The organism is Arthrobacter sp. SDTb3-6 (assembly GCF_013376095.1).
Classification (GTDB): Bacteria; Actinomycetota; Actinomycetes; order Actinomycetales; family Micrococcaceae; genus Specibacter.
On record NZ_JAAMFN010000037.1, the window covers coordinates 1 to 24,978 of the forward strand.

At 68.7% G+C, this 24,978-nt stretch carries 25 protein-coding genes, 1 tRNA gene and 1 pseudogene; 13 read left to right on the plus strand and 14 right to left on the minus strand.

Features of this window, described 5'->3' with window-relative positions; translation table 11 throughout:
• The first annotated feature begins 144 nt into the window (after positions 1–144).
• Both G6035_RS15725 and G6035_RS15730 read left to right on the plus strand, forming a co-directional pair.
• On the plus strand, positions 145–1,029 hold the full coding sequence (locus G6035_RS15725) for an HNH endonuclease family protein (RefSeq protein WP_176618051.1): 885 nt from the start codon (positions 145–147) through the stop codon (positions 1,027–1,029).
• Between the two features lie 78 nt (positions 1,030–1,107).
• Positions 1,108–1,296 (plus strand): hypothetical protein, encoded by a 189-nt coding sequence (locus G6035_RS15730; protein ID WP_176618052.1) that lies wholly within the window; start codon positions 1,108–1,110, stop codon positions 1,294–1,296.
• Positions 1,297–1,316: 20 nt separating this feature from the next.
• On the opposite strand, the gene G6035_RS15735 is transcribed toward G6035_RS15730, so the two are convergent.
• From G6035_RS15735 to orn, 6 genes are all read right to left on the minus strand, one after another.
• On the minus strand, positions 1,317–2,924 hold the full coding sequence (locus G6035_RS15735) for a peptide chain release factor 3 (RefSeq protein WP_176618053.1): 1,608 nt from the start codon (positions 2,922–2,924) through the stop codon (positions 1,317–1,319).
• Between the two features lie 155 nt (positions 2,925–3,079).
• Complete coding sequence (locus G6035_RS15740; protein ID WP_176618054.1) at positions 3,080–3,937, minus strand: acyltransferase domain-containing protein; 858 nt, start codon at positions 3,935–3,937, stop codon at positions 3,080–3,082.
• Complete coding sequence (locus tag G6035_RS15745) at positions 3,846–5,072, minus strand: MFS transporter (protein WP_371131036.1); 1,227 nt, start codon at positions 5,070–5,072, stop codon at positions 3,846–3,848. The genes G6035_RS15740 and G6035_RS15745 overlap by 92 nt, the downstream gene beginning before the upstream one ends.
• A gap of 212 nt (positions 5,073–5,284) precedes the next feature.
• Positions 5,285–5,857 (minus strand): peptide deformylase, encoded by a 573-nt coding sequence (def, locus tag G6035_RS15750; RefSeq protein ID WP_176618055.1) that lies wholly within the window; start codon positions 5,855–5,857, stop codon positions 5,285–5,287.
• Positions 5,858–5,954: 97 nt separating this feature from the next.
• Positions 5,955–6,030: transfer RNA gene (locus G6035_RS15755), tRNA-His, on the minus strand.
• Between the two features lie 168 nt (positions 6,031–6,198).
• Positions 6,199–6,801: an oligoribonuclease gene (orn, locus tag G6035_RS15760; RefSeq protein WP_176618056.1), complete on the minus strand. Its 603-nt coding sequence runs from the start codon at positions 6,799–6,801 to the stop codon at positions 6,199–6,201.
• Positions 6,802–7,023: 222 nt separating this feature from the next.
• On the opposite strand from orn, the gene mptB (G6035_RS15765) reads away from it, so the two are divergent.
• Positions 7,024–8,526 carry a polyprenol phosphomannose-dependent alpha 1,6 mannosyltransferase MptB gene (mptB, locus tag G6035_RS15765; RefSeq protein ID WP_176618057.1) on the plus strand — a complete coding sequence of 501 codons (1,503 nt, stop codon included), beginning with the start codon at positions 7,024–7,026 and terminating at the stop codon, positions 8,524–8,526.
• Here the strand turns inward: mptB (G6035_RS15765) and G6035_RS15770 are convergent.
• Both G6035_RS15770 and G6035_RS15775 read right to left on the minus strand, forming a co-directional pair.
• The gene (locus G6035_RS15770; protein ID WP_371131038.1) at positions 8,523–9,785 is read right to left on the minus strand and encodes a hypothetical protein; all 1,263 of its coding nucleotides are present in this window, start codon (positions 9,783–9,785) and stop codon (positions 8,523–8,525) included. The two genes, mptB (G6035_RS15765) and G6035_RS15770, sit on opposite strands and share 4 nt — an antisense overlap.
• A 40-nt stretch (positions 9,786–9,825) precedes the next feature.
• Positions 9,826–11,157: a glycosyltransferase 87 family protein gene (locus G6035_RS15775; RefSeq protein ID WP_371131039.1), complete on the minus strand. Its 1,332-nt coding sequence runs from the start codon at positions 11,155–11,157 to the stop codon at positions 9,826–9,828.
• A 225-nt stretch (positions 11,158–11,382) separates the two neighbouring features.
• Here G6035_RS15775 and mptB (G6035_RS15780) point away from each other — a divergent pair, with 225 nt between their 5' ends.
• A complete protein-coding gene (mptB, locus tag G6035_RS15780) occupies positions 11,383–12,936 on the plus strand; it encodes a polyprenol phosphomannose-dependent alpha 1,6 mannosyltransferase MptB (RefSeq protein WP_371131037.1) in 1,554 nt (517 codons plus the stop codon).
• A gap of 49 nt (positions 12,937–12,985) precedes the next feature.
• On the opposite strand, the pseudogene G6035_RS15785 reads toward mptB (G6035_RS15780), so the two are convergent.
• Positions 12,986–13,684, minus strand: a pseudogene (locus G6035_RS15785) (DNA alkylation repair protein).
• Between the two features lie 169 nt (positions 13,685–13,853).
• On the opposite strand from G6035_RS15785, the gene G6035_RS15790 reads away from it, so the two are divergent.
• The 3 genes from G6035_RS15790 to G6035_RS15800 all read left to right on the plus strand — a co-directional run bounded on the left by G6035_RS15790 (position 13,854) and on the right by G6035_RS15800 (position 15,777).
• Positions 13,854–14,669 carry a putative protein N(5)-glutamine methyltransferase gene (locus G6035_RS15790; RefSeq protein ID WP_176618059.1) on the plus strand — a complete coding sequence of 272 codons (816 nt, stop codon included), beginning with the start codon at positions 13,854–13,856 and terminating at the stop codon, positions 14,667–14,669.
• A 253-nt stretch (positions 14,670–14,922) separates the two neighbouring features.
• Entirely contained in the window at positions 14,923–15,282 is a 360-nt protein-coding gene (locus G6035_RS15795) for a helix-turn-helix transcriptional regulator (RefSeq protein WP_176618060.1), read from the plus strand.
• 15 nt (positions 15,283–15,297) lie between these two features.
• Positions 15,298–15,777, plus strand: coding sequence for an SRPBCC family protein (locus G6035_RS15800; protein ID WP_176618061.1), 480 nt, complete (start codon positions 15,298–15,300; stop codon positions 15,775–15,777).
• Between the two features lie 74 nt (positions 15,778–15,851).
• Here the strand turns inward: G6035_RS15800 and G6035_RS15805 are convergent, their stop codons facing one another.
• A complete protein-coding gene (locus tag G6035_RS15805) occupies positions 15,852–16,025 on the minus strand; it encodes a hypothetical protein (protein ID WP_176618062.1) in 174 nt (57 codons plus the stop codon).
• Between the two features lie 133 nt (positions 16,026–16,158).
• On the opposite strand from G6035_RS15805, the gene G6035_RS15810 reads away from it, so the two are divergent.
• Both G6035_RS15810 and G6035_RS15815 read left to right on the plus strand, forming a co-directional pair.
• Entirely contained in the window at positions 16,159–17,031 is an 873-nt protein-coding gene (locus G6035_RS15810) for an SGNH/GDSL hydrolase family protein (protein ID WP_176618063.1), read from the plus strand.
• A gap of 19 nt (positions 17,032–17,050) precedes the next feature.
• Positions 17,051–17,968, plus strand: a complete 918-nt coding sequence (locus tag G6035_RS15815) for an oxygenase MpaB family protein (protein ID WP_176618064.1) — start codon at positions 17,051–17,053, stop codon at positions 17,966–17,968.
• 15 nt (positions 17,969–17,983) lie between these two features.
• On the opposite strand, the gene G6035_RS15820 is transcribed toward G6035_RS15815, so the two are convergent.
• Positions 17,984–18,334 (minus strand): hypothetical protein, encoded by a 351-nt coding sequence (locus G6035_RS15820; RefSeq protein WP_176618065.1) that lies wholly within the window; start codon positions 18,332–18,334, stop codon positions 17,984–17,986.
• A gap of 204 nt (positions 18,335–18,538) precedes the next feature.
• Here G6035_RS15820 and G6035_RS15825 point away from each other — a divergent pair, with 204 nt between their 5' ends.
• On the plus strand, positions 18,539–19,582 hold the full coding sequence (locus tag G6035_RS15825; RefSeq protein ID WP_176618066.1) for an LLM class flavin-dependent oxidoreductase: 1,044 nt from the start codon (positions 18,539–18,541) through the stop codon (positions 19,580–19,582).
• A gap of 24 nt (positions 19,583–19,606) precedes the next feature.
• Here the strand turns inward: G6035_RS15825 and G6035_RS15830 are convergent, their stop codons facing one another.
• A complete protein-coding gene (locus G6035_RS15830; protein ID WP_176618067.1) occupies positions 19,607–20,806 on the minus strand; it encodes an acyl-CoA dehydrogenase family protein in 1,200 nt (399 codons plus the stop codon).
• A gap of 80 nt (positions 20,807–20,886) precedes the next feature.
• Positions 20,887–21,678, minus strand: coding sequence for a TetR family transcriptional regulator (locus G6035_RS15835; RefSeq protein ID WP_176618068.1), 792 nt, complete (start codon positions 21,676–21,678; stop codon positions 20,887–20,889).
• Positions 21,679–21,773: 95 nt separating this feature from the next.
• On the opposite strand from G6035_RS15835, the gene G6035_RS15840 reads away from it, so the two are divergent.
• On the plus strand, positions 21,774–23,003 hold the full coding sequence (locus G6035_RS15840; RefSeq protein ID WP_176618069.1) for a hypothetical protein: 1,230 nt from the start codon (positions 21,774–21,776) through the stop codon (positions 23,001–23,003).
• A gap of 121 nt (positions 23,004–23,124) precedes the next feature.
• On the opposite strand, the gene G6035_RS15845 is transcribed toward G6035_RS15840, so the two are convergent.
• Positions 23,125–23,286: a hypothetical protein gene (locus G6035_RS15845; protein WP_176618070.1), complete on the minus strand. Its 162-nt coding sequence runs from the start codon at positions 23,284–23,286 to the stop codon at positions 23,125–23,127.
• Between the two features lie 203 nt (positions 23,287–23,489).
• Between G6035_RS15845 and G6035_RS15850 the strand changes: the two genes are divergently transcribed.
• Both G6035_RS15850 and G6035_RS15855 read left to right on the plus strand, forming a co-directional pair.
• Entirely contained in the window at positions 23,490–24,164 is a 675-nt protein-coding gene (locus G6035_RS15850; protein ID WP_176618071.1) for a TetR/AcrR family transcriptional regulator, read from the plus strand.
• Positions 24,165–24,178: 14 nt separating this feature from the next.
• Positions 24,179–24,976, plus strand: coding sequence for an enoyl-CoA hydratase-related protein (locus G6035_RS15855; RefSeq protein ID WP_176618072.1), 798 nt, complete (start codon positions 24,179–24,181; stop codon positions 24,974–24,976).
• Positions 24,977–24,978: the final 2 nt, after the last annotated feature.

Below are 24,978 nucleotides of genomic sequence, written 5' to 3' on the forward strand. Positions count from 1 at the left end.
ATTCCGGACGGACGGGAAGGTGTGGATAACTTCCGGCAGTCAGGGTTCCGAATGCCTAGACTCGAACCACGGTGAGCAGGCAATGCCCGCGACGGCCATGCCGTGAGGGACGTGGCGCCGGCGGGCCGATGGAAGGCGTGGGTCATGGCCCGGCATGAATTGGTGGTTGCGGCGCGCCGGCGTGCCCGGACCGGGCCGCCTGCCCGGCCTGCGCGGCCTGTGCGGCACGCAGGCCGCGGCCCGGGGGACGGGCCCGGCAGGACCACGGAGGGCGGGCTGCTGCGGGCTGCGGCGCTGCTGCTGGTGCTGCTCACGGTGGCCGTAGGCGGCTGGCTCCATGCCGCCGGCCGGTGGCCGTTCGAGCCAGACGCGGGACCGCCGCCCACGGTCAGCACCCCGCCGCCCGGCCTGGGCAGGCCGGTGCTGCGGCTGGGGCCGGCCACGGCCCTGGCCGTGCTGGACACGCTGCCGGTCAAGGGCCGCGCGGCCAAGACTACGTACAAGCGCAGCGAGTTCGGTGAGGCGTGGCTGGACGCCGACGCCAACGGCTGCGACACCCGCAACGACATCCTGCGCCGCGACCTGCACAAGGCCGCCTTTGAAAGCGGCTCCCAGTGCGTGGTGGCCTCGGGCACCCTCGCGGAACCGTACACGGGCCGGACCGTCGACTTCCGGCGCGGCGCCGCCACGAGCGCCGCCGTGCAAATCGACCACGTGGTGGCCCTGGGCAACGCGTGGGAAACGGGTGCGCAGCAGCTCACGCCCGTCCAGCGCCAGAGCCTGGCCAACGACCCCCTGAACCTGCTGGCCGCAGACGGGGAGGCCAACCAGGAAAAGTCGGACGGCGACGCCGCCACCTGGCTGCCGCCGGACAAGTCGTTCCGCTGCCGGTACGTGGCGCGGCTGGTCTCGGTCAAGGCGGCCTACAGGCTCTGGGTCACGCCGGCGGAAAAGGCCGCCATGGTGCGCGTGCTGGGGGCCTGCCCCGGGCTGCCGTCGCTCCCGTCGGGCTACGCGGCGCACCCGTAGCGCACCCGCCGTGACACGCGGCAGGAAACAAAGTGGACGGTGATGGCCCGCCGTGGCAATCGGTGCAATGATGCCCGTATGAGCGAATCAGAATACAGCAACCCGATGCAGCTGGCCCAGGAGAACCTCGACGAGGCCAACCGGCAGCTGGCCCAGGCCAACGCCGATTTCAACGCCGGCAAGATCACCCAGAAGCGCCTTGACCAGCTCCACGAACTGCGTGACTTTGCCGCCGCGGACCTCACCCGCGTGCTGAAGGAAAACTAGGGCAGGGGGCCCGGCCGGGGCTACTCCCGGCTGGTGCCGATCTCGGCCAGCGGCAGGTCCGGGTGGTTCTTTTCCACGCGGCGCATGGCCCAGACATCGTTGAACAGCGCCAGGAACTCCCCGTCGCTGCGCTCGAGCACCTCGGCCCCGTGGATGCCTGCCAGCACGGCCGTCGCGTCCGCCGTCGTCAGCCTGGCCAGGGAATAGGGGAGGCGTTCCAGGCGCATGGGGGCATTGAAGTCGTGGTGCATGCGGTCCTCGACCACTTCAAACTGCATGGGGCCGACGGCGGCCAGCACCGGTGCCTGGTCCCCGCGCAGGTCCGAGCGCAGCACCTGGATGACGCCCTCGTGTTCCAGTTGCTCGATGCCGCGGCGGAACTGCTTGTACTTGCTGGGGTCCTTGGAGCGGGCCACCTGGAAGTGCTCGGGCGCGAACAGCGGGATCGCCGGGTACTCCACCGGCTCCTCCACGAACAGGCTGTCGCCCACGCGCAGGGCGGAGGCGTTGACGAGCCCGACGACGTCGCCCGGGAACGCGGTGTCAATAACCTCGCGCTCACGGCCGAACACCTGCTGGGCGTACTTGGTGGCGAACGACTTTCCGGTGCGCCCCTGCGTGACCACCATGCCGCGCTCAAACATGCCCGAGCAGACGCGGATGAAGGCGACGTGGTCGCGGTGCGCCTGGTTCATGCCGGCCTGGACCTTGAACACGAAGCCGGAGAACGGGGCCTCGACGGGCCGGGTGCCGCCGGTGACGTCGGGGCGCGGGGCGGCCGGGGGAGCATAGTCCACCAGCGTGTCCAGGACCTGCTTGACACCGAAGTTCAGTGCCGCCGAGGAGAACAGCAGCGGCGTGGCCCGGCCGGCGTAAAACGCCTCCAGGTCCAGGGGCGCGCCGGCATCCACCACGAGGGAGGCCTCGTCGATGGAGTCCTGCCACGCAGCGCCCTCGGACTCCGCCGCCTGTTCCGGCGTCAGGTATTCGGTCAGGGCAATCTGGGCCCCGGCGCTGTTGCGGGCAAACTTGGCAAACTCGTTGCGCTGGATGTCCCAGACGCCGCGGAAATCGCCGGCAATCCCGATGGCCCAGGTCAGCGGCATGGGGGCCAGGCCGGTGCGTTCGGTGATCTCGTCCATGAGCTCCAGCGGGTCCAGGCCGGGGCGGTCCCACTTGTTGATGACCGTGATGATGGGCAGGTTCCGCTGGCGGCACACCTCGAACAGCTTCATGGTCTGCGTCTCCAGCCCCTTGCCCGCATCCACGAGCATCACGGCGCAGTCGACGGCGGCCAACACGCGGTAGGTGTCCTCGGAGAAGTCCGCGTGGCCCGGCGTGTCCAGGAGGTTGATGACGGTGTCCCGGTAGGAAAACTGCAGGGCCGCGGAGCTGATGGAGATGCCGCGGTCCTTTTCCATCTGCTGCCAGTCCGAGACGGTGTCGCGCCGGTTGGATTTGCCGTTTGTGGCGCCGGCGGTGCCAATGACCTTCGCGTGCAGCGCCAAGGCCTCGGTCAGCGTCGACTTTCCGGCATCCGGGTGCGAGATCACCGCAAAGGTGCGGCGCCGGCCCGCCTGGCCGGTAATTTCCGTGACGCGGGCGGGGGACTGGACCGGAGAGGACACAAGACTACTTTCTGGGGATGCCGGATGTACTTTTGGCGCTGTCCGTCCCGGGTGCGTTCGCAGCCTTCCCGGCGCAGCGGGTGCGGGCGGCGGGGCGGGTGCCGCGGGGACGGACAAAGGCGCCAAATCCCAAGTTTACCGCAGCCCGGGTGCGGTTACGGGAGCTGCAGGCAGCCGTAGCCGACCTGCCAGGCGCCGCCGCCGGCGATGCGGTCCAGGACCAGCCGTTGCAGCGCCGTGGTGCGCGGAAGGGTGGGGAGCATGTCCATGCTGCGGGTGCGGAAGGTGAAGTAGACGGCGTCGGAAGGTTCGTCGCGGGGCGTGCCGTACGGGGTGAACAGGGCCGCGAAACGGAAGATGTTCGACCATGTGTCGATGTGTTCGGACAGGTAGGGGTCCAGCAGCCAGGACTCGCAGTTGGCGTGCCGCACGGGCTGCGCCGGGAAGTGCCTGGCGAAGAAGGGGCGGGCGGCCGCCAGGCTTTCGGCGACCGGGCCGGTGCCGAGTCCGCCATCTTCGGGGATATGGACGCCCAGGACCCATTCGCCGCCGGCCGTGCCGGGGACGGGGACGGCGGGCTGGTGGATCAGGAACTGCAGCCGGCCCAGGGCAAAGAGCCGGCCGGCGAAGTGGTGGGTGAGCCACTGCCACGTGTCCATGCCGAAGCGGCCGTGGACGCGGCGGTTGATGGCCAGGTTGCGCCCGAAGTCGGCCAGCGTGTCGCGGGTGACGGCGTCGGGAATGTCCAGTTCGGCATGCCAGGTGCGCAGCGCGGGCACAAAGCGGAGCATGCCCTCCAGCCAGTCGGCCTCGGTGACGGGCAGGTCCTGCGTGCCCAGTTCCGGCACCGGGGCGGACGGGCTGCCGAGGCTGGCGGAGAGGTGGTCCTGCACCACTGCGGCCGCGGGGCTGATCTCGCCGTCAAGGAGTTGCAGGCAGCCGTCCCGGTCCTCTTCCGCCACTGCGAGGTAGTCCAGGGACAGTTCTGTGCTCAGCGCGGTGTGCGGGATCATCCTGCCAGTTTACCGACCCCCTGCCAGCCTTCGTCACAAACAGCGTGTCCGCCTGTTCCAGGGACATGCCGTTGGTCTCGGGAACCTTGACCATGACAAAGAAGAACGACGCCGCCGCAAACAGCGCGTACAGGCCGTACGTCAACGGCAGGGAGGCGGAGGCCATGACAGGGAAGCTGAGGGTGATCAGGAAATTGGCGATCCACTGGGCCGCCGCCGCCAGGCCCAGGGCGCGGACCCGGATCCGTGAGGGGAAGATCTCGCCCAGCAGCACCCACACCAGCGGGCCCCACGACGCTCCGAAGCTGATGACGAACACAAGTAAAAGATGACGTTGATGCCGACAAACTGCTGCAGGACCGAGAGGATGATGCCGATCCAGGCCCACCGGCAGGAGGCCGAAGCGCCCGCCCCGCAGCGAACCCTTGCGGGCCGTGAGGGAGTCCTCCTTGACGGCGTCCTCGATGTCACGGATGTTCCTCCCGGCGTCCTCGTCGGGGGCAATGTCCAGGAAGACCTTCCTCGCCGCATCCTCCTTGCCCTGCAGGACCAGGAAACGCGGCGATTCGGGCAGCACGAAGGCAATCCAGCCGTAGGCGACGGCGGGAACGATGCCGGCCAGGAACATCCAGCGCCACGCCGGCAGGCCCAGCCACAGCACGTTGACGGCGCCGCCGGCACGGGTGGCGAACAGGGCATCGGAGAGCAGGTGGGCAAAAATTCCCACCGTGATGGCGAGCTGCTGCAGGGACGCCAGCCGGCCGCGGTGGCGGCGGGGCGAAATTTCGGAGATGTACGCCGGTGCGATGACGGAGGCGAGGCCGATCCCCAGGCCGCCGATGAGGCGCCAGAAGATCAGGTCCACCACGTTGAACGCCAGGCCGGTGCCGATGGCGCTGGCAAAAAACAGCAGGGCGCCCAGCTTCATGGCCGGGATGCGGCCCTTCGCGTCGGCGATCCTGCCGGCAACGTAGGCGCCCGCGGCGCAGCCCAGAAGTGCGACGGCGATCGTGAAGCCCGTGAGTCCCCCACCCAGGTGGAACTGGCCGTGGATGGCGTCGACGGCGCCGTTCACCACGGAGGAGTCGAAGCCGAACAGGAAGCCGCCCACGGCGCCGGCCACGGCCAGGCCCACGACCTTTTTGGGTGCTTTCGCCGGCGGCAGTTGTTTCGGTCATGGCTCCCCCTGGATCCGGGCCCGGGCAGGGCCGGCCGGATCGTGTGGTGTTCAAAGAATGTGGCGTACAAGGAATCCTGTAGGCCCCGTACTCCATGGCCGTCACGGGTCAGCGGAACCGGCGTAAAAATAGGCAGTACGCGACACTTCCCGCTTTGGCTTGGGGCGGGTCAGTGGCCGAAGGGGTCCGGGTCCACGCCGGGCATCCAGGTCAGGCCGGGGACCCCCCAGCCGCGTTCCTTGCGGGCGCGCTTGGCCTTGCGGGCATAGCGGTCATTGAGCCGGTCCACGTAAAGCCTGCCGTCCAGATGGTCATATTCGTGCTGCATGCAACGGGCAAACCAGCCGGTCGCCTCAAAGTCCAGGGGGGCGCCGTCGGCATCGAAGCCGCGCACCCGCACCCACTCGGCGCGCTTGAGCGGGAAGTCGATGCCGGGGACGGACAGGCAGCCTTCCACCTCCTCGTCCGGGTCCGGGGCCTTGCCGGAGATCTTCCCGACCGTGAGCGAGGGGTTCACCAGGACGCCCCGGTCCGGGACGCCGTCGTCGTTTTCCATCTGGTAGGTGAAGACACGCAGTCCCACGCCGATCTGCGGGGCGGCCAGGCCCACGCCGTGGGCGGCGTCCATGGTGTCGAACATGTCGGCCACGAGCGTCTTCAGCTCGCCGTCGAAGCTCTTGACCTCCTCCGCCCGGCGGTGCAGCACGGGCTCGCCCAGGATGGTGACGGGGTGGATGGTCATGGCGGATCCTTCTTGACGGGAAACGGGGGACGTAGGGAAATGAAAAACACCCCGATCGGATGACCGGGGTGTTCCGTGTTTCGCTGCCGAAACACCTTGGGGTGAGATACGGGGGTTGAACCCGCGACCTCCTGGACCACAACCAGGCGCTCTGCCAACTGAGCTAATCCCACCATGCGCAGCCGCCGAGCGGGCACACCCTGAGGGTGCATCCCGCGCTTTGGGCAACGACGATTAGTCTACCCGGTCCCACGGGCGCCCATGACCAAAACCGGCCGATTTGGAAAAAATGTGGTCCAGATCCCATTTTTGGCGGACAACTTCCGCACGTTTACGGGGTTTTAGCCGGGGAACCTGGCCGCAATTTTCTTCGCCGTCTCCGAATCCGGGCCCGGCGCCGGCACAAAGACGGCCTCGCGGTAGTACTTGAGCTCGTTGATGCTGTCCTTGATGTCGCCCAGTGCGCGGTGGCCGCCGGTCTTCGCCGGGGACTGGAAGTAGGCGCGGGCATACCAGCGGCGCGCCAGCTCCTTGATCGTGGAGACGTCGATGACCCGGTAGTGCAGGTGCTCCATCAGCTCGGGCATGTCCCGGGCCAGGAACAGCTTGTCGGTGCCGATCGAGTTGCCGGCCAGAGGGGCCTTGTTGGGCACCGGGACGTGCTCCTTGATGTAGGCCAGCACCCGCGCCTGCGCGTCTTCCATGGTGGTGCCGCCGGCCAGCTCGTCAATCAGCTTCGACGAGGTGTGCATGGCGCGCACAAAGTCGCCCATCTGGGCCAGGGCCTCATCGGAGGGCTTGATGACCACGTCCACGCCGTCGCCGAGAATGTTCAGCTCGGAGTCGGTCACCAGCGCGGCAACCTCGATCAGGGCGTCGTTGACGGCGTCCAGGCCGGTCATTTCGCAGTCGATCCACACAATGCGTTCATTAGTAATAGGCACCCGTCCAATGTACCGCGTCCTGTCCGGGCGCCCTTGGCATGGCGGGATTGGCACGGCGGGATTGGCATGGCGGGATTGGCATGGCCGGATCGGCGCTGCCAACCAGGCTCCGCCTTTGCGGTGCTGCTGCCAATTTGGCGCTGATAAAATGAAGCCTTCCCCGCGCAGCGCGCGTGCGGAACCCCTTATCCCGCAGCACCTTTCGATGGCCGGAGGCTTGGCATGGCAACCTCCCACCGCGCCGACAGTTCCATCCGGCAGGCGGGGGTGCGTCCACGGACCGCCCTGCTGCAGGGCCTGGCCGGCTCGCTGCTGGTCCTGGCCGGATCCGTGGGCGTGGGCTGGATCGCCAACGGTTCGCCCATGGTGCGCAACCCCCTGGTCATCGCCCTGCGGACCGAAGGCGCCGGCGTGGTCGTGTCCACCGTCCTGCTGGTGGTCGGCGCCATGGTGCTGCTGCGCTCCTGGCTGCGGCTGGGCCAGCGGCTGGCCGGCTGGGGCCCGGGTGCGCTGCGGCAGGTGGTGCTGGCGGTGGTCCTGTGGGGCGCCCCGCTGCTTGCCGCCGTCCCCATCTTTTCGCGTGACGTGTACGCCTATGCGGGGCAGGGACGGCTCATGGCCGAGGGGCTGAATCCGTACACCACGGGCATTTCGGCCCTAAGCAACTGGTACATGCTGGGCGCGGACCCGTCCTGGGCGGAAAACCGGACGCCCTACGGGCCGCTGTTCCTGTGGCTGGCCCAGGGGGTGGTGGCCCTGACGGGTGCCCAGCCGGACCTGTCGGTGCTGCTGTTCCGGCTCCTGGCCTGCGTTGGCGTGGCCCTGTGCGTTGTCTACGTGCCCCGGCTGGCGGCGCTGCTCGGCAGGGGCGGCGCGCGCGCCCTGTGGCTCACGGCGGCCAATCCGCTGTTCCTGATCTCCTTCATTGCCAGCGCCCACAACGACGCCCTCATGGTGGGCCTGGCCGTGGCGGGCGTCTACTACGCGGCGGCACGCAGGCCGCTGCTGGCCATCGTGCTGGTCACGGCATCCATCGCCGTCAAGCCCATCACCCTCGTGCTGTTGCCGTTCATCGGCCTGCTGTGGGCGGGAAAGGAGGCCGGATGGGGCAGGAGGTTCCTGCTGTGGGCCGCCACCGCGCTGATTTCCGGCGCCTTGTTGTTCCTGGCGGGCCTGCCGGACGGGCTGGGCTTTGGGTGGACGTGGGCGCTGACCGACGGCACGCCGGGCTACACCGGCTATTCCCCGTCGGGCTTTGGCGGCCAGCTGGTGGAGCTCGCCGGCAATGCCGTGGGCCTGGACGGAGGCCTGGCCGCGGGCATCTTCCGCACCGGGCTGACCCTGGCCGGCATCGCCGTGGCCGGCTGGCTGGTGCTTTTTGGCGACCCGCAGAAGGTGGTGCGCCGGCTCGGGCTGGCGTTTGCCGCCGTGGTGCTCCTGGCGCCCATCATCCAGCCCTGGTATGTGCTGTGGTTCCTGCCGTTCCTGGCGGTGACGGGCATCCGGAACAACTGGCAGGTGAAGGCCGTCTACGTGGTGGTGGGCTTCTTCGTGGTGTTTGGCGCCCAGGACCAGGTGTTTGTCTGGAACTTCGTGGACCTGCCCATCCCCGCCCACGCCCTGGCCTACTGGGTGGCCCTGGCGGCGGTGGTGTACCTGCTGCTGGTGGACGTGCACACACGCAAGCTGCTGTTCAACCGCCCGGCCGCGCCCCGCGAAGCTTAGCGGCTACGGCCGGGCCGCCGCGGCCCGGGAGCGCGCCGCCCCAGTTCCGCTGTCCGGCGCACGGCCCACACCAGCAGCGTCACGAGCAGCACGTTGCGGATGGTGAGCACGGCGGCCATGGCCGGGTTGGCGTGGATCAGCGGGGTGTAGAACAGCGGGTAGATCACAAACGTGGTGAACGCAATGCCCATGAGCAGCGTGGCCGGCACCTTCCAACGGTCCCAGTCGTGGACCAGCCCGGCAACCACCACGGGGGCCAGCCAGACGATGAACTGCGGCGAACCCACCTTGTTGAACACGATGAACGCACTGACCATCAGCAGCGAGCCCTCCAGCAGCAGTTCCGCCCGTTCGGCGCCGCGGCGCAGCGCCCACACCATGAGCAGGACCCCGGCCGCCGCCGCAACGATCAGCAGCGGCTGCATGAGCTGCGCCGCCACCGGGGCGCCCGGACCGTAGACCTCCGTGGAGTTGATCGCCACATTGTCCGCAATCTTCGACCCGCCCAGGCCGAACACGCTCAGCCACACCCACGGGGTGGAAAACGTGGCCTCAAGCTGCATGCCGCGCTCGCCCTGGTTGACGGCAAAGTCCAGCAGGTGCGCACCCGCCCCGGAGGCCACGGTGGCACCGGCCACCGAGGCGCTGACCACCACGCCCCACACGAACACCCGGACCCGCCGGGCGCTGGCGATCAGCAGGGGAAGGACGACGGCCGCCGGCCAGACCTTGACCCACGTCGCCACCGCGAGCAGCACGGCCGCGACGCCGGGGCGCTCGGCCGCATACAGCAGGGCCACGATCACGATCGGGGCGGTGATGCCCTCCACGCGGGCAAAGCTGAGGAAGCCCATGAAGACCGTGAAGAACAGCCAAAACCAGGCCGGCGCAATGCCGTTGCGGGCGCGCCGGCCGCGGGTCAGGAACGCCAGCGCCACCGCGTCCAGGGCCGTGATGATCAGCGTCCAGCCCAGCAGGTACAGCGACGGGCCAAACATGTTCGCCGCAAAGATCGGCAGCTGGGCCAGCACCGGGTACACCCAGGGGCTGATGCTGCCGTGCAGCTGGGCCGGGTTGTAGCCCAGCAGCGCCCACTGGCGGTACTGTTCGGTGTCGCTGAAGGTGTCGCCGTGCACAAAGAAGGAGAACATCCAGCCCAGGAAGAACAGGTGGACGGCAGCGAAGCCCCACCACACGCTGCCGGGGGTGCGGAACCAGGCCAGCACCGCGGGGGAGAGGAACCGGCCCCGCGCCACCACGGCGCGGCCCAGGACCCGGTCGAAAAGTGGCGTGGAAATGTCAGGACTCCTTGGCACCGGCGGGCGTTCCGGCGTCGTGCGTGGAAGAAGCAGGACGGGCGGGCCGGCGGCCCATCAGGAACAGCGCGCGCACACTCCACACAAACAGGACCACCAGCATGAGGTTGCGCAGTGTCAGCACCGCGGCCATGACGGGGTTGTTGTGCGAGAGGGCGTCGTAAAAGAGCGGATAGACCACAAAGGTGAGTGCGCCGATGGCGATCAGCAGGGTGGCCGGGACGCGCCACGCCCGCCAGCTGTAGGCCAGGCCCACGGCCACGGCGGGGGAGAGCCACACCATGAACTGCGGCGAGCCGACCTTGTTGAATACCACAAAGGCGGTGGCCAGGGCCATGGCGCCCAGGAGCAGCAGTTCGGTCCGGTCCGCGCCGCCGTTGCGCTTGCCGGTGTGCAGCGCCCAGAAGATGAGCCCGGCCACCAGCAGGGCGGCGGCGATGAGCAGGGGCTGCATCAGCACGCTCATCACTTCGGTGCCCGGCCCGTCCACCTGCATGGAGTTGATGGACTGGTTCATGTACATGCGGGCGCCGCCGATCCCCAGCACGCTCATCCACAACCAGGGTGTGGTGAACGTGGCCTCCAGCTGCATGCCGCGGTCGCCCTGCTGGAGCAGGAAGTCCAGCAGCTTCGGCAGGGCCTGCATGGACAGTGCCAGGGTCACCACCAGCACGGTGGCCAGCACGCCGGCCAGCACCACCCGGACCCGCTGCCGCACGACGGTAAAGAGCGCCAGCACGACGGCGGCGGGCCAGACCTTCATCCATGTCGCTGCGCTCAGGATGAAGGAGGCGAGGAAGGGGCGGGCCGCGCCGATGGACAGGGCAACCAGGACCACCGGTGCCGTGAAGCCGTCCACACGGGCAAAGCCGAGCCAGCCGAGCAGGGCCGTGAAGGCCAGCCACCACAGGGCGGCCGGAATGGCCGCACGCCGGCGGCCCCAGCTGGTGAGCTTCGCCACGGCCAGGAAGTTCAGGGCGCTGATCATCAACACCCACAGGAACAGGAACGGTGCATTGCCGAACACGTGGGCCGCGGCCATCGGCAGCAGCGCCAGGATGGGGTACACCCAGGGGCTGGGCCCGGTCACGCGCGAGGCGTCGAAGCCTGTTGCGGCCCAGGCACGGTAGATGAAGGTGTCGCTGAACGCCTCCCCGCGCAGGGAAAGGATCGCGGCGAAGACCAGGAAGAACAGGTGGACGGCGCCAAAGACGCTCCACATGCCCCGGGGCGTTTTCAACCAGGCCTGGGCCGGTGCCGGCAGGATCCTGTCCCGGGTGCGGGAGAGCGCGGCAAAGAATGGGTCCGTGGAGATGGTTGGGTCCTTCTCAAGCGTGGTTCGGTAGACTGCCAAGATAAGGTGGCCCTTGGCATCTATCATGTTAGCGCAGCCCGTGGTCCGCCCATGGGCCCGCCAGGGTGCGCCGGGGCGGTGATCGCCTCCGGGGAGCCGCCCGCCAGTGATTGTCCCGCCAGTGATTGTTCAGGAGAAGAGTAATTGACCAGCCGGGAAGTTGCCGGGCCCGCGACGAGGAGTCCGGTGCCTGTGAAGGAGCCGCGGCGCAGGTGGACCGGCAGGTCCGCGATGTGGCAGGGATTTGCCGGTTCGGTGTTGCTGCTGCTCGGCTCCATCAGCGTCGGCTGGATGGCGACCAGCGTGTCCCCGCTGATCCGCACGCCGCTGTTCATCCTGGCCCGGACCACCCCCGCGGCCGTCATCACGTGCACGGTGATGCTGTGCGTCGGGGCGCTGCTGCTGCTGCGGGCCTGGCTGCGGCTGCGCCAGCACCTGGCCGGCTGGGACCCGTCCACCCGGCCCCTGCTGGTGAAGGCGCTGGCCCTGTGGACGGCCCCGATGATGTTGGCGCTGCCGCTTTTCAGCCGCGACTCCTATGCCTACATCGGCCAGGGCCGGCTCATGCAGCAGGGCCTGAACCCGTACACGAACGGCATTTCAGCGCTGAGCAACTACTACAACCTGGGCCCGGACACCCTCTGGACCGAGGCGCCCACCCCCTATGGCCCGGTATGGCTGTGGCTGGAGCAGGCCGCCGTCGGCCTGGCCAACGGCAGCCCGGAACTGGCCCTCGTCCCGTTCCGGCTGGCGAGCCTGCTGGGCCTGGTCCTGACGGCCGTCTACGTGCCCAGGCTGGCCGCCCGGCACGGCTTCAACCCGCAGCGGGCCCTTTGGCTGGTGGTGCTGAACCCCGTGCTGCTCATCAACTTCATCGGCAGCGTCCACAACGACTCCCTCATGCTGGGCCTGGTCGTGGCCGGACTCTATTACGCCTCCGGCAGGCATCCGGTGTGGGGGATTGTGCTGGTGACGCTGTCCATCGCCATCAAGCCCATCACGCTGATCGCCCTGCCGTTCGCGGGCCTGCTGTGGGCAGGCTCCCAGGCCGGCTGGCTGCGCAAGTTCGGGCTGTGGGCGGCCACCCTGGGCATCTCCATGGCCATCATGGCCGCCATGGGCCTGGTCAACGGGCTGGGCTTCGGCTGGCTTGCGGCGCTTAACACCCCCGGGACGGTGTGGATCTGGTATGCGCCCGTAGGCCTGGTCTCGCACGTGGCCGGATTCGTCGTCACCTGGATGGGCGGGGCCGGTGGGGTGGTGACCGGGGTCATCCAGGCGCTTGGCCAAGGCACGTCCATCCTGGTGGTTGTGCTGCTGGCCCTGGTCCCCGTGCGTACGACGCCGGACGCCGGCCTGGGTGCCGGGCCCACCGCCGGCTCCCGGTACAGCCAGGCGGTGCTGCGCCGGATGGCCTGGGCGTTTGCGGCGGTGGTGGTGCTGGCCCCGATGATCCAGCCCTGGTACATGGTGTGGCTGCTGGCCTTCTTCGGCGTCACGGGCCTGAAGGAGGGCCGGGTGCTGCGGACTGTTTTCTATCTGTCCGTGTTCTTCATGCTGATCGCGCTGACGGACCAGCTGAGCGTGTTCCAGTGGATCCCCGTCGTGGCCGTGCGGAGCACAGCCATAGGCGTCAGCGTGCTCGGGGCGCTGTGGATCATGCTGGGAGACCGCAAGACACGCCGCTTGTTCCGGCCGTCGCTGGCCACGCGCGACCTGATGCATGACGGGCGTCCATAACGGCCTTTTTGCTGCCACCGCCGGCTGCGCCGCTGTTCGTGCCGGTGCCTCAGCCGAGGTGCTTGAGCGCTTCGCGGCGGGAGAGCGGGCTGAGCTGCCCGGCGTAGCGTTCGGCGAAATCCAGCACCCACGCCGGATCGGTGCGGGCGTGTTGGCGCAGCGCCCAGCCGACCGCCTTGCGGATGAAGAATTCCCGCTCCGGCAGGTTGGGCACCAGCACGTCATGCAGGAGCCCGGTGTCGGTGGCGGCCTTCGCCGGCAGCTGGGCGATGATGGCAGCGCGCCGGAACCAAAAATTGCCGTGCCCGCTCCAGCGGCGCAGCAGCGGGTCCATGGATTCGGGGTGTGCCAGCAGCAGCCCGCACAGGCGCGGCGCCACCGAATCGACATGGTCCTACCACTGGCCTTCGGCAATGGCGGTGGCATAAAACGGCAGCATGCCCGGATCGCCGCGGACCAGACGCGAGTCCGTGAGCATGATGGCCGCGTGGCGTTCCTCCCGAAACTCCGCGGCGCCCCACATCCGGGCTGCCGTGGCATACAGCTGTCCGGCGCCGGCCAAGGGGTGCTCCTTCACGAGTGCCCGCACGATCCTGCGGACCTCGGGGGTGCGCACGCCCAGGTACGGCATGGCCGACTTCATGTACGCGGCCATGCCGGCGGCCCGTTCAGGCTCCGCAGCCTTGCCCAGGGCCGGGCGCAGGGCTGCCAGGAAGTCAGGGTTGGGGGCAACGGCGCCGTACGTCATGAACCCAGCGTAACGGTGGCCGCAGGGCGTCCCGGGTCGGAGCGGGTGCGCAGTTCCGGCGGGTGGCGCCGGTTGCACCCGCCCCAGCTGTGGTGTCGGCGGGCGGGACCGCGAATAGCTCCCGTGGCGTGGCCCCGGGCAGCCCGTCCCGCGCTAGTGTTGGACGGATATGAAGCAGATTCCGGAAAATGAAGTCGCGGCACTCGTGGCGCGGTTGCGTGCGGCCGGCTGTGTCTACGCCGAGGAGGAGGCTGGAATCCTGCTCGAAGCGGCCGCCGGGACCGATGGGCTTGATGCCATGGTGCGGCGCCGCGTGGACGGCCGGCCGCTGGAACACATCGTGGGCTGGGCGGCCTTCCGCGGACTCCGGATCGGGGTTGTCCCGGGCGTGTTTGTGCCGCGGCTGCGCACCGAATTCCTGGTCATGCAGGCCGCCGGGATCCTGCGCGGCGCGGCGGGCGGCGCGGCCGGCGCGACGGGCGCCGTCGTGCTGGACCTGTGCTGCGGCAGCGGGGCCATCGGCACCGCGCTGGCCTCGGAATTCCCCGGGGTGGAGGTCCATGCCGCGGACATCGACCCGGCCGCCGTCGAGTGCGCTTCCGGGAACCTGTCGCGCTTCGGGGGGACCGCCCACTGCGGGGACCTGTTCGACCCGCTGCCCCGGGAACTCCAGGGCCGGTTTGCCGTGATTGTTGCCAACGCCCCGTACGTGCCCACGCAGGAGATCGCCTTCATGCCCCAGGAAGCGCGGCTCTTTGAGCCGGATGCAGCGCTGAACGGCGGGGCCGACGGGCTGGACATCCAGCGGCGCATTGCAGCTGGTGCCGGGAAGTGGCTGCGTCCCGGCGGGCACGTGATCGTGGAGACCAGCCCGGCGCAGGCTGCGGAGTCCGTCCGGATTCTGGCACGCAACGGCTTCACGGCCGCGAGTGTCCACTCGGACGAGGTCGGCGGCACCGCGGCGGTCGGCCGGCTCGGGCGCTGAGACGGCTTTTCGTTCCGGGCCCCGGCGGGCCCCGGCAGCGGTCCGGTCGAACGGGACCGGTCGAACGGGACCCGGGACGGGACCGGGCCAACGGGACCGGGGACGGGACCGGGGACGGGACCGGGCCAACGGGACCCGGGACGGGATGCGGCGGCATGGAAAAAGTTATTGACAGGCGGGCCCCGTGGATCTACTTTTAAATGGTCAACCAACTGGTTGATAAAATAATAGGTTGATTAAAGGCGGTCGACGCATGCAGGGCACCGGATCCGACGACGAACGGCTGGACAAGGCCTTCCTGGCCCTGGCCGACCCCGTGCGCCGCAGCCTGGTGGCGCGGCTCTCGCGCAGCTCGGCCACCGTGAACGAACTCGCCGCACCGTTCCAGGTGAGCAAGCAGGCCATCTCCAAGCACATCCAGGTGCTGGAGAAGGCCGGGCTCATCACACGTTCGCGGGACGGACAACGCCGCCCGTGCCACCTGGCTCCCGCCGCCCTGGAGGAGCTGACCTCCTGGATCGACGGCTACCGGCTGGCGGCGGAGGCACGCTTCCGGGCGTTGGACCGGGTCCTGGCCGCCACCAAATCAGCCGACCATCCCGAACATGAGTGAAAGAAGTTGGGAAAAATGACAACTGCAAACGCCCTCGTTGTCACGGCCGAGCCCGGCGTGCCCTTCGTGGACAGCGTCCGCGAAGTCGACGCCGCGGTCGCGGACGTGTTCCGCGCCTACACGGACCCGGACCTCGTGGTCCAGTGGCTCGGGCCGCGGGAACTGGCCATGGACCTCAGCTCCTGGGACGCACGCATCGGCGGCACCTGGGCCTACACGAGCAGGGACCCGGCCGGCAACAGCTACGGGTTCCGCGGCGTCTTCCATGATGTGGACCCCGGCCGGGGCATCGTCCAGACCTTTGAATACGATGGATTCCCGGGCCACGTCAGCCTGGACAGCGTGGTCTTTGAGGACCTGGGGGAGCGCACCCGGATTCGCAACCACACCACGTTCCAGTCACAGGAGGACCGCGACGGCATGGTGGCCTCCGGCATGGAGCGCGGCATGGCCGAAGGCTTTGAGCGCCTCGAGGAACTGCTCGCCGCCAAGTGAACACACTGCCGGAACGGCGTCTCCGGCGCGGCGCCGGAGACGCGTGCCGGGGGCCGGGTGTGGCGGCAGGGCCCCTAAGCGTCCTGGTCCGGGCCCTCGGCGGCGTCCTGGGAGTGCATCCGGATTTCCGGCATGTCCGTGCCGTCCGTCCCTTCGGCGGCTGTTTCACTGTGTTCCCGGGACGGGGCCGGATTGGCTGCCGCGGCGGTTGCGTCGGCTCCGCGGGCAAATGCTGGTGTCTGTGTCATTGACCTGCCTTCCCTCCACCGCCTGGCAATCCACCACCAAACGGCCTTCTTCCATTGTCCGCCCGTTCGTGCCGCTTTGCACGTGTCCCGGCGGAAGGTACCGTTCAGCCGGGACAAGGGGCAGGATGGAAGCATGGAGACATCACCAGCTGCACGGGGCGCCGCGGGCGGCAACCACCAGGGGGCCGGTCAGGGGCACCCCTGGCACCGCTTCGTGGCCTTGGGTGATTCGTTGACGGAAGGGCTGGGCGATCCGGAACCCGGCAGCCCCAACGGCTTCCGTGGCTGGGCGGACCGGGTGGCGGAGGAACTGAGTGCCGGCTCCAGCGGGTTTTCCTACGCCAACCTGGCGGTGCGGGGCCTGCTGCTGCGCCAGGTCATCGACAGGGAACTGCCCCAGGCCCTGACGCTCCGCCCCGACCTTGTCTCCATCCAGGGCGGCGGCAACGACCTGCTGCACGCCGGGGCGGACCCGGACAAGCTGGCCGATGCGATGGAAAAGGCCGTCATGGAATTGCGTGCCATTGACGCCACGGTCCTTGTATTTGTCGGCCCCGATTCCGGCCGGTCCACCATCATGGGACAGTTCCGGACCAAGATTGCCATTTTCAACGAAAACGTCCGCAGCCTGTGCGCCCGCCATGACGCGCTGGTGGCGGACATGTGGGCCATGACCGAGCTCGCCGACCCGCGCCTGTGGAGCCCCGACAGGCTGCATCCTTCCGCGCTGGGGCACCATGCGATGGCCGCCATGGTGCTGCGTACGCTCAACGTGCCCCACACCCTTGCCCCGCTCGCCCCGAAGCCGCTGCCGGCCCGCAGCTGGCGCCAGGCCCGGTCGGAGGACCTGGAATGGGCGCGTGAATACTTCATGCCGTGGGTGCTTGAGGGCCTGAAGAACCACTCCCACAGCAGCGGCTTCCAGGCCAAGCGGCCCCTCCCCGGCCCCGTCACCTTCGGCGCTTCGGTGCCGCCGGCGGCCGACGACGTGCAGCCCGGTTTCTGAGAAGGGCAGGCCGGCACCCATGGAAAACGTCCTCGCCCGCTGGCGGCGCGAGCTGCGCGGCACCTTCAGCGCCAACTCACCCACCGTTCCCCAATGGGAGCGGGACCTGGAAAAGGGCGACGACGGAGGCTACTTTGCGCCGGAATCGGCGGCCTGGGCTGTCCACGGGTCCATGACGCCCGTCGTGGCCGGCATCCAGGCCCTGTTGCTTCAGGCCCTGCACCCCGGCGCGATGGCAGGGGTCCACGACCACTCCGACTACGCTTCCGATCCGCTGTCACGGCTGGCCGGCACCATTCGCTGGATCTTCACGGTGACCTATGGCGACACGGCGGCCGCCCAGGCCGCATCCAGCAAGGTGCGGCGCATCCACACCCACATCAGCGGTACCTACCAGGCCAACCCGGGGACGCCGGCCGCTTACACGGCCAACGATCCCGAACTGCTGCGCTGGGTGCACCTGGCGTTTACTGAAGCGTTCCTGGCCTGCCACCAGGCGCTGGGCCGGCCGATCCCCGGCGGCGCAGACGCATACGTGGCGGACTGGGCGGTGGCCGGACACCTCATGGGCGTCCCCGACCCGCCCATGACGATGGCCGGCCTGGACCGGCAGCTGGCCGGCTTCCGGCAGGAGCTTCGCTGCGACGAGCGGGTACAGGAGACGGTGGAATTCCTGAAGCGCCCGCCGCTGCCGCGCTCGCAGCAACTTGGTTACAAGGTGCTGTTTGCCACCGCCGTCGCCACGCTTGACCCGCGTTACCGCACGCTGCTTGGCCTCCATGCGCCCCACGTGGGCCCTGTGCAGCTTCCGGTGCGGTGGGCGGCGAAGGTGGTGCTCGGCGTCGTCCATCTGGGGCTGGGAAAAACGGGGCCAAGTGAACAGTCAGCCCGGGCCCGGCGGTGCCGGCTCGGCCTGGACCGGCCGGCACACGGATAGCGTGCGGGACTCCGGCTACATGGTGTCCAGCTGGTGGGCGGTGCAGGAGAGATAGATGCGCGAATCGTCCACCCTGTCAATGGCAGCCATCGGCGCAAAACGGCTGCCGGACCACAGGCCGTGGCCGGAAATCTTGACAAAGCCGGCGCGGAAGAGGCGTGCGGACAACTCCTTGGGCACGCGCGGGGTGGCACCGAAAATGGCGGTCAGCATCAGGTTGATGGGATCCTGGGTGGAGACGCTGGCGGCTTCCTCAAAATCAGCGATTTTCTCATTGGCCGGTTCCACATGGCTGACCCTGCCAACCTCGTGTCCCTCCGAGTCGATAACCAACATGCCTTTGACGACGTGGTCGTAAGTGATCATTGCGACATCCTCCTTGAGCCCTTACCTGAACTATATAACCGCCCCGTGAAAAGTATCTGCAAAGTTCGTTCCTATTACGCAACGTCGGGAACAGGCGTTCACCGGCCCGCGGGCCCGGCCCCCTCGGGCGTGTCGCGGACTTGTCCAAATAATCTGTTGAGAATATGATCTTCTGTACAACGTATTGAAAAAAGGGAGGCCGGCATGGAAATCGGTGCGTACAGTTTTGGTGACACCCCGCTGAATCCGGACGGGACGCCGGGGTCCACGACTGAGGGGGTCCGGAACCTGTTTGAGGCCATCGTCCACGCGGACCGGGCGGGCCTGGACTACTTTGGCGTGGGCGAGCACCACACCGTGTCCATGCCGGCCTCCTCGCCCGGCACCGTGGTGGCGGCTGCGGCCGCAGCCACCTCGCACATCGTGCTGGGCAGCGCGGCGAGCATCATCAGCACCGATGACCCTGTCCGCGTCTTCCAGCAGTTCGCCACCGCCGACGCAATTTCCGGCGGCGGGCGGATCGAAATCACGGCCGGCCGCGGCTCGTCCGTGGAAACCTTCCCGTTGTTTGGCTACGAGCTGCGTGACTATGACCAGCTGTATTCGGAGAAGCTGGAGCTGCTCATGGCGCTGAACAATGCCGGGAGTGAAAACGTCAGCTGGAGCGGCACCGTGCGCCCGGCGATCGGGAACCTCGCCGTCGTCCCACGCCCCGTGCGGGGCAGCCTGCCGCTCTGGATCGCCACCGGCGGCAGCCCGGCGTCGTCCGCCCGGGCGGGGCGCCTGGGACTGCCCGTTTCCTATGGGATCATCGGCGGCGCGCCGCACCGGTTTGCCCCGCTGGCTGAGCTTTACCGGAAGGCGGCCGCCCAGGCGGGGCAGGCCGCCGACGGCCTGAAGGTGTCCGTGGCGGCGCTGGGGCTGGTGGCTCCGAGCAAAAAGGAGGCGCTGGAGCGTTTCTATCCGGGCTGGTACAACCTCAATGTGGAAATGGGCCGGCTGCGCGGCTGGCCGGCGCCGGACCGGGGTGCGTTCCTGGCCCAGGCCGACGCCCCCGGCGCCTACTACGTGGGCGGCCCGGACGAGGTGGCGGAACGGATCGTGCACCTGCACGGCTACCTGGGCCACATGCGCCATTTCCTGCAGATGGACATCGGCGGGCTGCCGCACGCGCACCTGTTGGAATCGATCACGCTGCTGGCCACCGAGGTCAAGCCGCGCGTGCAGCGCCTGCTCGCCAAAAAATAGCCCCGCGCCGGTGGCCGGCAGGGGTCAGGCGAAGGCGCTTTGGCCGGTGATGTCGCGTCCGATCAACAGCGTCTGGACGCTTTCGGTCCCTTCGTAGGTGTGGATGGATTCGATGTCCATGAGGTGGCGGACCACGTGGTTCTCCAGCAGGATCCCGTTGCCGCCGAGCATGTCGCGGGCCATGGCGGCGAGCTGGCGGGCCTTGCGGGTGTTGTTGTACTTGGCCATGGACGCCTGCGTGGGCCGCAGCGTGCCGGCGGCATCCAGGGTGGCGGCCTGCACGCACATGAGCTGCATGCCGGTCAGCTCGGCCAGCATCTGGGTGAGCCGTTCCTGCACCAGCTGGAACCTGGCCAGCGGCTTGCCGAACTGGATACGTTGGTTCGCGTAGCTCAGGGCGGCCTCATAGACGGCCGTGGCATGTCCCAGCGCGGACCACGCCACGCCCAGCCGCGTGGCCACGAGCACCTTGGAGGTGTCCTTGAAGGTGTGGCTTCCGGGCAGGACGTTCGACGCCGGGATCCTCACCCCGTTCAGCGAGATGCGCGCCTGGAAGATGGCCCGCAGCGAGCCCTTGCCCGTGATGGTTTCGGCCTCGTAGCCGGGCGTGTCCTGCTCCACCAGGAAGCCGCGCACGCCGCCGTCGTCGTCCGCCCCGGCATCCGCCACGCGGGCCCAGACCACGGTCACGCCGCCCACGGAGCCGTTGCCGATCCACTTCTTTTCGCCGTCGAGCACCCATTCGTCCCCGTCCCGGCGTGCGCTGGTTGTCAGCCCCACGGAATCGGAGCCGTGGTCGGGTTCGGTCAGGGCGAAGGCGCCGTATTCCTCGCCGCGGGCCAGCGGGCCCAGCCAGCGCTCCTTTTGCGCGTCGGAGCCGAAGTAGGCGATGGACCTCATGGCCAGCCCGCCCTGGACGGCCACGACGGTGCCCAGGGAGCCGTCGATGCGTGAAATCTCCATGTTCACGAGCCCGGCGGCCATAGGTGACATCGTTTCCAACCCCGGCACCTCCAGGCCGTCCGCCAGCAGGTTCAGCTCGCCCATGCGCCTGACCAGGTGCAGCGGGTAGTCGGCACGGTCCCAGTAGTCGTTGATCTGCGGCAGCGCCTCGGCGGCCAGGCTGCGGGCGCGGTCCCACACCTTCCGGTCCTCGGGGCTCAGCTGCGCGAACGCGTCAAAATAGTCGGTGTCGAGGGGTTCGCTGACGTCGTAGTCGGGCATGGGGCATCCTTGGCGGGTAGGTTTATTGGCTGCCGCCAGTCTGTCGTGAAACTCAGTCCCACGTCAAGTGAAACTGGGTATCAGGTGGTGCCGTCGAGTGCCCTCCGCACCGCAGCCGTGATGTCCGCCGGCGGTGTCGACCGGGAAAACACGGCAACCACGACGTCGTCCGCGGCCCGGGACGCCCCGCCCGCCCGGGTGACGCCCGCGTGTCCCCTTACGGCCTGTCCAGCACCTTTCGGGGCACCGCCTGCCGCGGCACCGCCTGCCGGGGCACCGCCCCGGGCGGGTTCCGCCGGGCCGTCGAGGACCCCGAAAAGCCGGCGGACGTCGTCGAGCGCCGCACGCATCTGTGCCCCGGTCACCGGCCGGGCACCGCGCATGAATTCGCGCAGCAGGTAGTTGTGCGTGGCGATGACGGCCGCGGCGAAGCGGACCGGGACCAGCGGGTCGAGGGCCGGCAGGGCGCCGCGCAGGTACGCATCGAAGAGCTTTTCATAACGGAACACCGTGACCAGTTCCTTGTCGCGCAAGGCCGGGTGCGCGTTGACCACGGCATAGCGCAGCCCGGCCGGCGCGTCCTCCGCCGCGAAGTGGGCAAAAACCTGCTCGGCGGCCTCGCACACGGCCAGCCACGGGTCCTCGTGCGGGCGGGCCAGGAACCCGCGCAGCAGCTCCAGCAGGGCGGCGTGGTCGGCAAACACCACATCCTCCTTGGAACCGAACTGCCGGAAGAAGGTGCTGCGCGAAATGCCGCAGGCGGCGGCAATCTGGTCCACGCTGGTCGCGTCAAAGCCGTGCCCGGCGAACAATTCCAGGGCGGTGCGGGCCACGGCCAACGGGAACGGGGCCGGCTCTGCGGGTGCGTGCATGCCTTCCACCTTAGCGCCCGCACCGCCCTTGACACCCGCCCCGGCAGCTGCACACCATGGCATCAGCCGAAGCACCCTTTGTGGAGGAGCCCGTCATGGAACATGGTCCAGGTCTCGCCGGAACGCCGGCACCCACCCCGGTGCAGCTGGCGGCACTGCGCCCCCATGTCGTCGAACTGCAGGACGGCAAGTTTGCCACCACCGCCGAACTGAACACCACGCCGGCGGACGTCGACGCCATCTTCGCCACCCACCTCCCGGCCTTTGTGCAGGCCCGCGGCGGGGGAGGGGTGCCGGTGGTTTTTTGGGCACACGGAGGGCTGGTGGATGAACGCAAGGCGCTGGCCCAGGCCCTGCACGACATCCCCTGGTGGCTGGCCAACGGCATTTACCCCGTCCATTTTGTGTGGCACACCGGTTTCTGGGAAACCCTGGGCGAACTGCTGGCACAGCACTATGCGGAACTTGACGCGGCCGCGCCGCTGGCTGGCCGTCATCGGGCGGCGGTGCCCGTGGTTGCCGGCACCGTGCCGGCGCCCCTGCCCGGCCCCGCGCCCGCCGGGCCGGGCGCGGTCTCCGATGCCGCGGACACCGACGTTACCGACGGGCTCATCGAGGACCTGCTGCGGTTTATCGGCGGGCCGGAGGTGTGGGCGGCCATGAAGGACAGTGCACGCCTCGCCTCGGAACCCGGGGGCGGCGCCGCCTACGTGGCGGATGCGCTCCGGGCCTACGTGGCGGCGCATCCGGGACAGGTGTCCGTCCACGCCGCCGGTTTCAGCGCGGGGGCCAACTTCCAGCGGTACTTCGTGCCCGCCGTCGTCCGGGACGGGACGGCCGGCGTCAAAAGCTGCAACCTGCTGGTGCCCGCCCTGCGCACCGCGTCCTTCAAGGAGGGACTGGAACCGTTGTTGGGCACGGGCATCCAACGGCTGGCGCTGTTCGGGATGCACCAGGACCTGGCGCTCGCGGACAACACCTTCGGCATCTACCACAAGTCGCTGCTCTACCTGGTCCGGGCCGCACTGGATTCCACGCCCGGCACCCCGATCCTGGGCCTGCAACAGTGCATCAACGAGGACCCGGGGCTGGCTGCGCTGTTCAAGGAAGCGCCTGCCGCCGGGGTCGCGGAGGCCGTGTGGTCGGTCGCGGCCGGCGGTCCGCTCGATGCGCGCAGCACCGCCACCACGCACACCGCGTTCGACAACGACGCCCCCACCATGGACAGCGTGGCCCGCCGGATCCTGGGCCGGGACAGCATCGTCTCCTACGGTGCCACGCAGCACCGCGGGGTCCTGCGGGCCGCCGCGCAGTCGGCCCCCTAACGCCCAGGCTGCACCGCAGCGCCCGGGCTGCACCGCTATGCCCCAGGGCCCCGCGCGGCGTCGGGGACTGACGCCGTTCCCGGGCCAGACATTCCCGGCTCAGTGGGTCAGGAAAAGCCGGTCAGGCGAAGCCGGGGAGCATGGGCGCATCGGTGAACAGCTCTGCGGCGTCGTCCGGGGCGGCTTCAAGGATGAAACTTTCCACCGGAGGCTCGCCCAGGGCAACGAGGAGCTCGTTGATGGAGGTTTGGCCCTCCAGCACCTCGGGAATTTCACTGTCCATCAAGCAAGCCTATGGTTCCGTGCCGCGCTGCCGTGCCGGGACACGCCCGGGGCCGGCGCGTAGTGCCGGCAGTGCCTGGGGGAACGGAAACTTTTCCCGGCCCGGAAGCGTAAAAACCCTTGACGACCCTAAAAACTGAATGTAGTCTCATTGAAAATGAACCAAGGTTCATTTTCAATGAAAACCAATTCAGTGAGGCATTCATGAGTCCCGCACCATCCACCCGCCTGGACGATCCTGCCAAGGCAGCCACCGCAGCCAGGGCCTCCCTGCGCAAGCGGCAACTGCTCAGTGCGGCGGCCCGGCTGATGGAACGCGATGGCGCCGACGCCGTGTCCATGCAGGCACTTGCCGAAGAGGCATCCGTCAGCGTTGGGCTGATCTACCGCTACTTTGGCAACAAGGAAGACCTCCTGCTGGCCGTCATCGTGGAAGTGCTGGATGCCTTCGAGGTGCAGGTGCCCGCGGCCATCGAGGCGGCCGGGACAGATCCCGTGGAGCGGATCGCGGCCGGATTCGCCGCCTACTGCACCGTCATCAACGACCACCGCGATGCGGCCGTGCTGTCCTACCGGGAATCCAAGTCCCTGGGTGCCGAAGGCCGGGACAAGATCAAGGACATGGAAGTGAGCACCGTGGCACCGCTCCAGCAGGCCGTCGTGGACGCGATCCGCGCCGGGTGGCTGGTGCGCGTCGACGCCGAACTTTTTGCCTACAACCTGCTGCTGCTGGCCCATGCCTGGGCGCTGAAGCGCTGGTACTTCGAACGCAGCTTTGACTTTGAAACGTACGTCCGGAAGCAAACGGCGGTGGCGCTGGGCGCCGTCGTGGCTGCCGAACACCGCGAAAGCTATTCCCATCTTTTGGACCTGAGCTAAGGAAAGAGTTCCCCGTGACCAACTTTGAAGACATCATCTATGAAGTCGACGGCCCCACCGCCGTCATCACCATCAACCGCCCCGAGCGCTTCAACGCCTTCCGCGGCCGCACGGTCGATGAACTCATCAAGGCCTTCCGTGCCGCCTGGGCCGACCGCTCCGTCCAGGCCGTCATCCTCACGGGCTCCGGCGAAAAGGCCTTCTGCACCGGCGGAGACGTCAAGCAGCGTGCCGAGACCGGCGACTACGGCCCCACGGAATCGGGCATGTTTGAAATCGGCAACCTGCACAAGCTCATCCGCGACATCCCCAAGCCCGTCATCGCCGCCGTCAATGGCATCGCGGTGGGCGGCGGCCACGTGCTGCACGTGCTGTGCGACCTCACGATCGCCGCCGACACCGCCCGGTTCGGCCAGGCCGGCCCCCGGGTCGGCTCCTTCGACGCCGGCTTCGGCTCGGCCTACCTGGCCCGCGTGGTGGGGGAGAAGCGCGCCCGAGAGATCTGGTACCTGTGCCGCCAGTACGACGCCGTCACGGCCGAACGCTGGGGCCTGGTCAATGCGGTGGTCCCTGCGGCGGAGCTTCTGGCCGAGGCCAAGGCCTGGGCTGCGGAGATCGCCGCGAAGAGCCCCACCGCCATCCGCTTCCTGAAGCAGTCGTTCAACGCCGACACGGACCACCAGGCCGGCCTCAGCAACCTGGCGATGTCAGCCCTTGACCTGTTCACCGCCTCGCCCGAAGGCCTGGAAGGGGCTGCAGCCTTCGCCGAAAAGCGCCAGCCCGACTTCAACAGCCGCGTCCTCACCCACTGACG

What these genes read in the sequence shown, in the direction of transcription:
- G6035_RS15815 (WP_176618064.1), top strand. Translation starts at nt 17,051, where the DNA reads ATGGAAAACGTCCTCGCCCGCTGGCGGCGCGAGCTGCGCGGCACCTTC.
- G6035_RS15825 (WP_176618066.1), top strand. Translation starts at nt 18,539, where the DNA reads ATGGAAATCGGTGCGTACAGTTTTGGTGACACCCCGCTGAATCCGGAC.
- G6035_RS15850 (WP_176618071.1), top strand. Translation starts at nt 23,490, where the DNA reads ATGAGTCCCGCACCATCCACCCGCCTGGACGATCCTGCCAAGGCAGCC.
- mptB (WP_176618057.1), top strand. Translation starts at nt 7,024, where the DNA reads ATGGCAACCTCCCACCGCGCCGACAGTTCCATCCGGCAGGCGGGGGTG.
- G6035_RS15725 (WP_176618051.1), top strand. Translation starts at nt 145, where the DNA reads ATGGCCCGGCATGAATTGGTGGTTGCGGCGCGCCGGCGTGCCCGGACC.
- G6035_RS15845 (WP_176618070.1), bottom strand. Translation starts at nt 23,286, where the DNA reads ATGGACAGTGAAATTCCCGAGGTGCTGGAGGGCCAAACCTCCATCAAC.
- G6035_RS15740 (WP_176618054.1), bottom strand. Translation starts at nt 3,937, where the DNA reads ATGATCCCGCACACCGCGCTGAGCACAGAACTGTCCCTGGACTACCTC.
- G6035_RS15800 (WP_176618061.1), top strand. Translation starts at nt 15,298, where the DNA reads ATGACAACTGCAAACGCCCTCGTTGTCACGGCCGAGCCCGGCGTGCCC.
- G6035_RS15730 (WP_176618052.1), top strand. Translation starts at nt 1,108, where the DNA reads ATGAGCGAATCAGAATACAGCAACCCGATGCAGCTGGCCCAGGAGAAC.
- G6035_RS15795 (WP_176618060.1), top strand. Translation starts at nt 14,923, where the DNA reads ATGCAGGGCACCGGATCCGACGACGAACGGCTGGACAAGGCCTTCCTG.
- G6035_RS15840 (WP_176618069.1), top strand. Translation starts at nt 21,774, where the DNA reads ATGGAACATGGTCCAGGTCTCGCCGGAACGCCGGCACCCACCCCGGTG.
- G6035_RS15810 (WP_176618063.1), top strand. Translation starts at nt 16,159, where the DNA reads ATGGAGACATCACCAGCTGCACGGGGCGCCGCGGGCGGCAACCACCAG.
- G6035_RS15835 (WP_176618068.1), bottom strand. Translation starts at nt 21,678, where the DNA reads ATGCACGCACCCGCAGAGCCGGCCCCGTTCCCGTTGGCCGTGGCCCGC.
- G6035_RS15805 (WP_176618062.1), bottom strand. Translation starts at nt 16,025, where the DNA reads ATGACACAGACACCAGCATTTGCCCGCGGAGCCGACGCAACCGCCGCG.
- G6035_RS15790 (WP_176618059.1), top strand. Translation starts at nt 13,854, where the DNA reads ATGAAGCAGATTCCGGAAAATGAAGTCGCGGCACTCGTGGCGCGGTTG.
- G6035_RS15820 (WP_176618065.1), bottom strand. Translation starts at nt 18,334, where the DNA reads ATGATCACTTACGACCACGTCGTCAAAGGCATGTTGGTTATCGACTCG.
- G6035_RS15830 (WP_176618067.1), bottom strand. Translation starts at nt 20,806, where the DNA reads ATGCCCGACTACGACGTCAGCGAACCCCTCGACACCGACTATTTTGAC.
- def (WP_176618055.1), bottom strand. Translation starts at nt 5,857, where the DNA reads ATGACCATCCACCCCGTCACCATCCTGGGCGAGCCCGTGCTGCACCGC.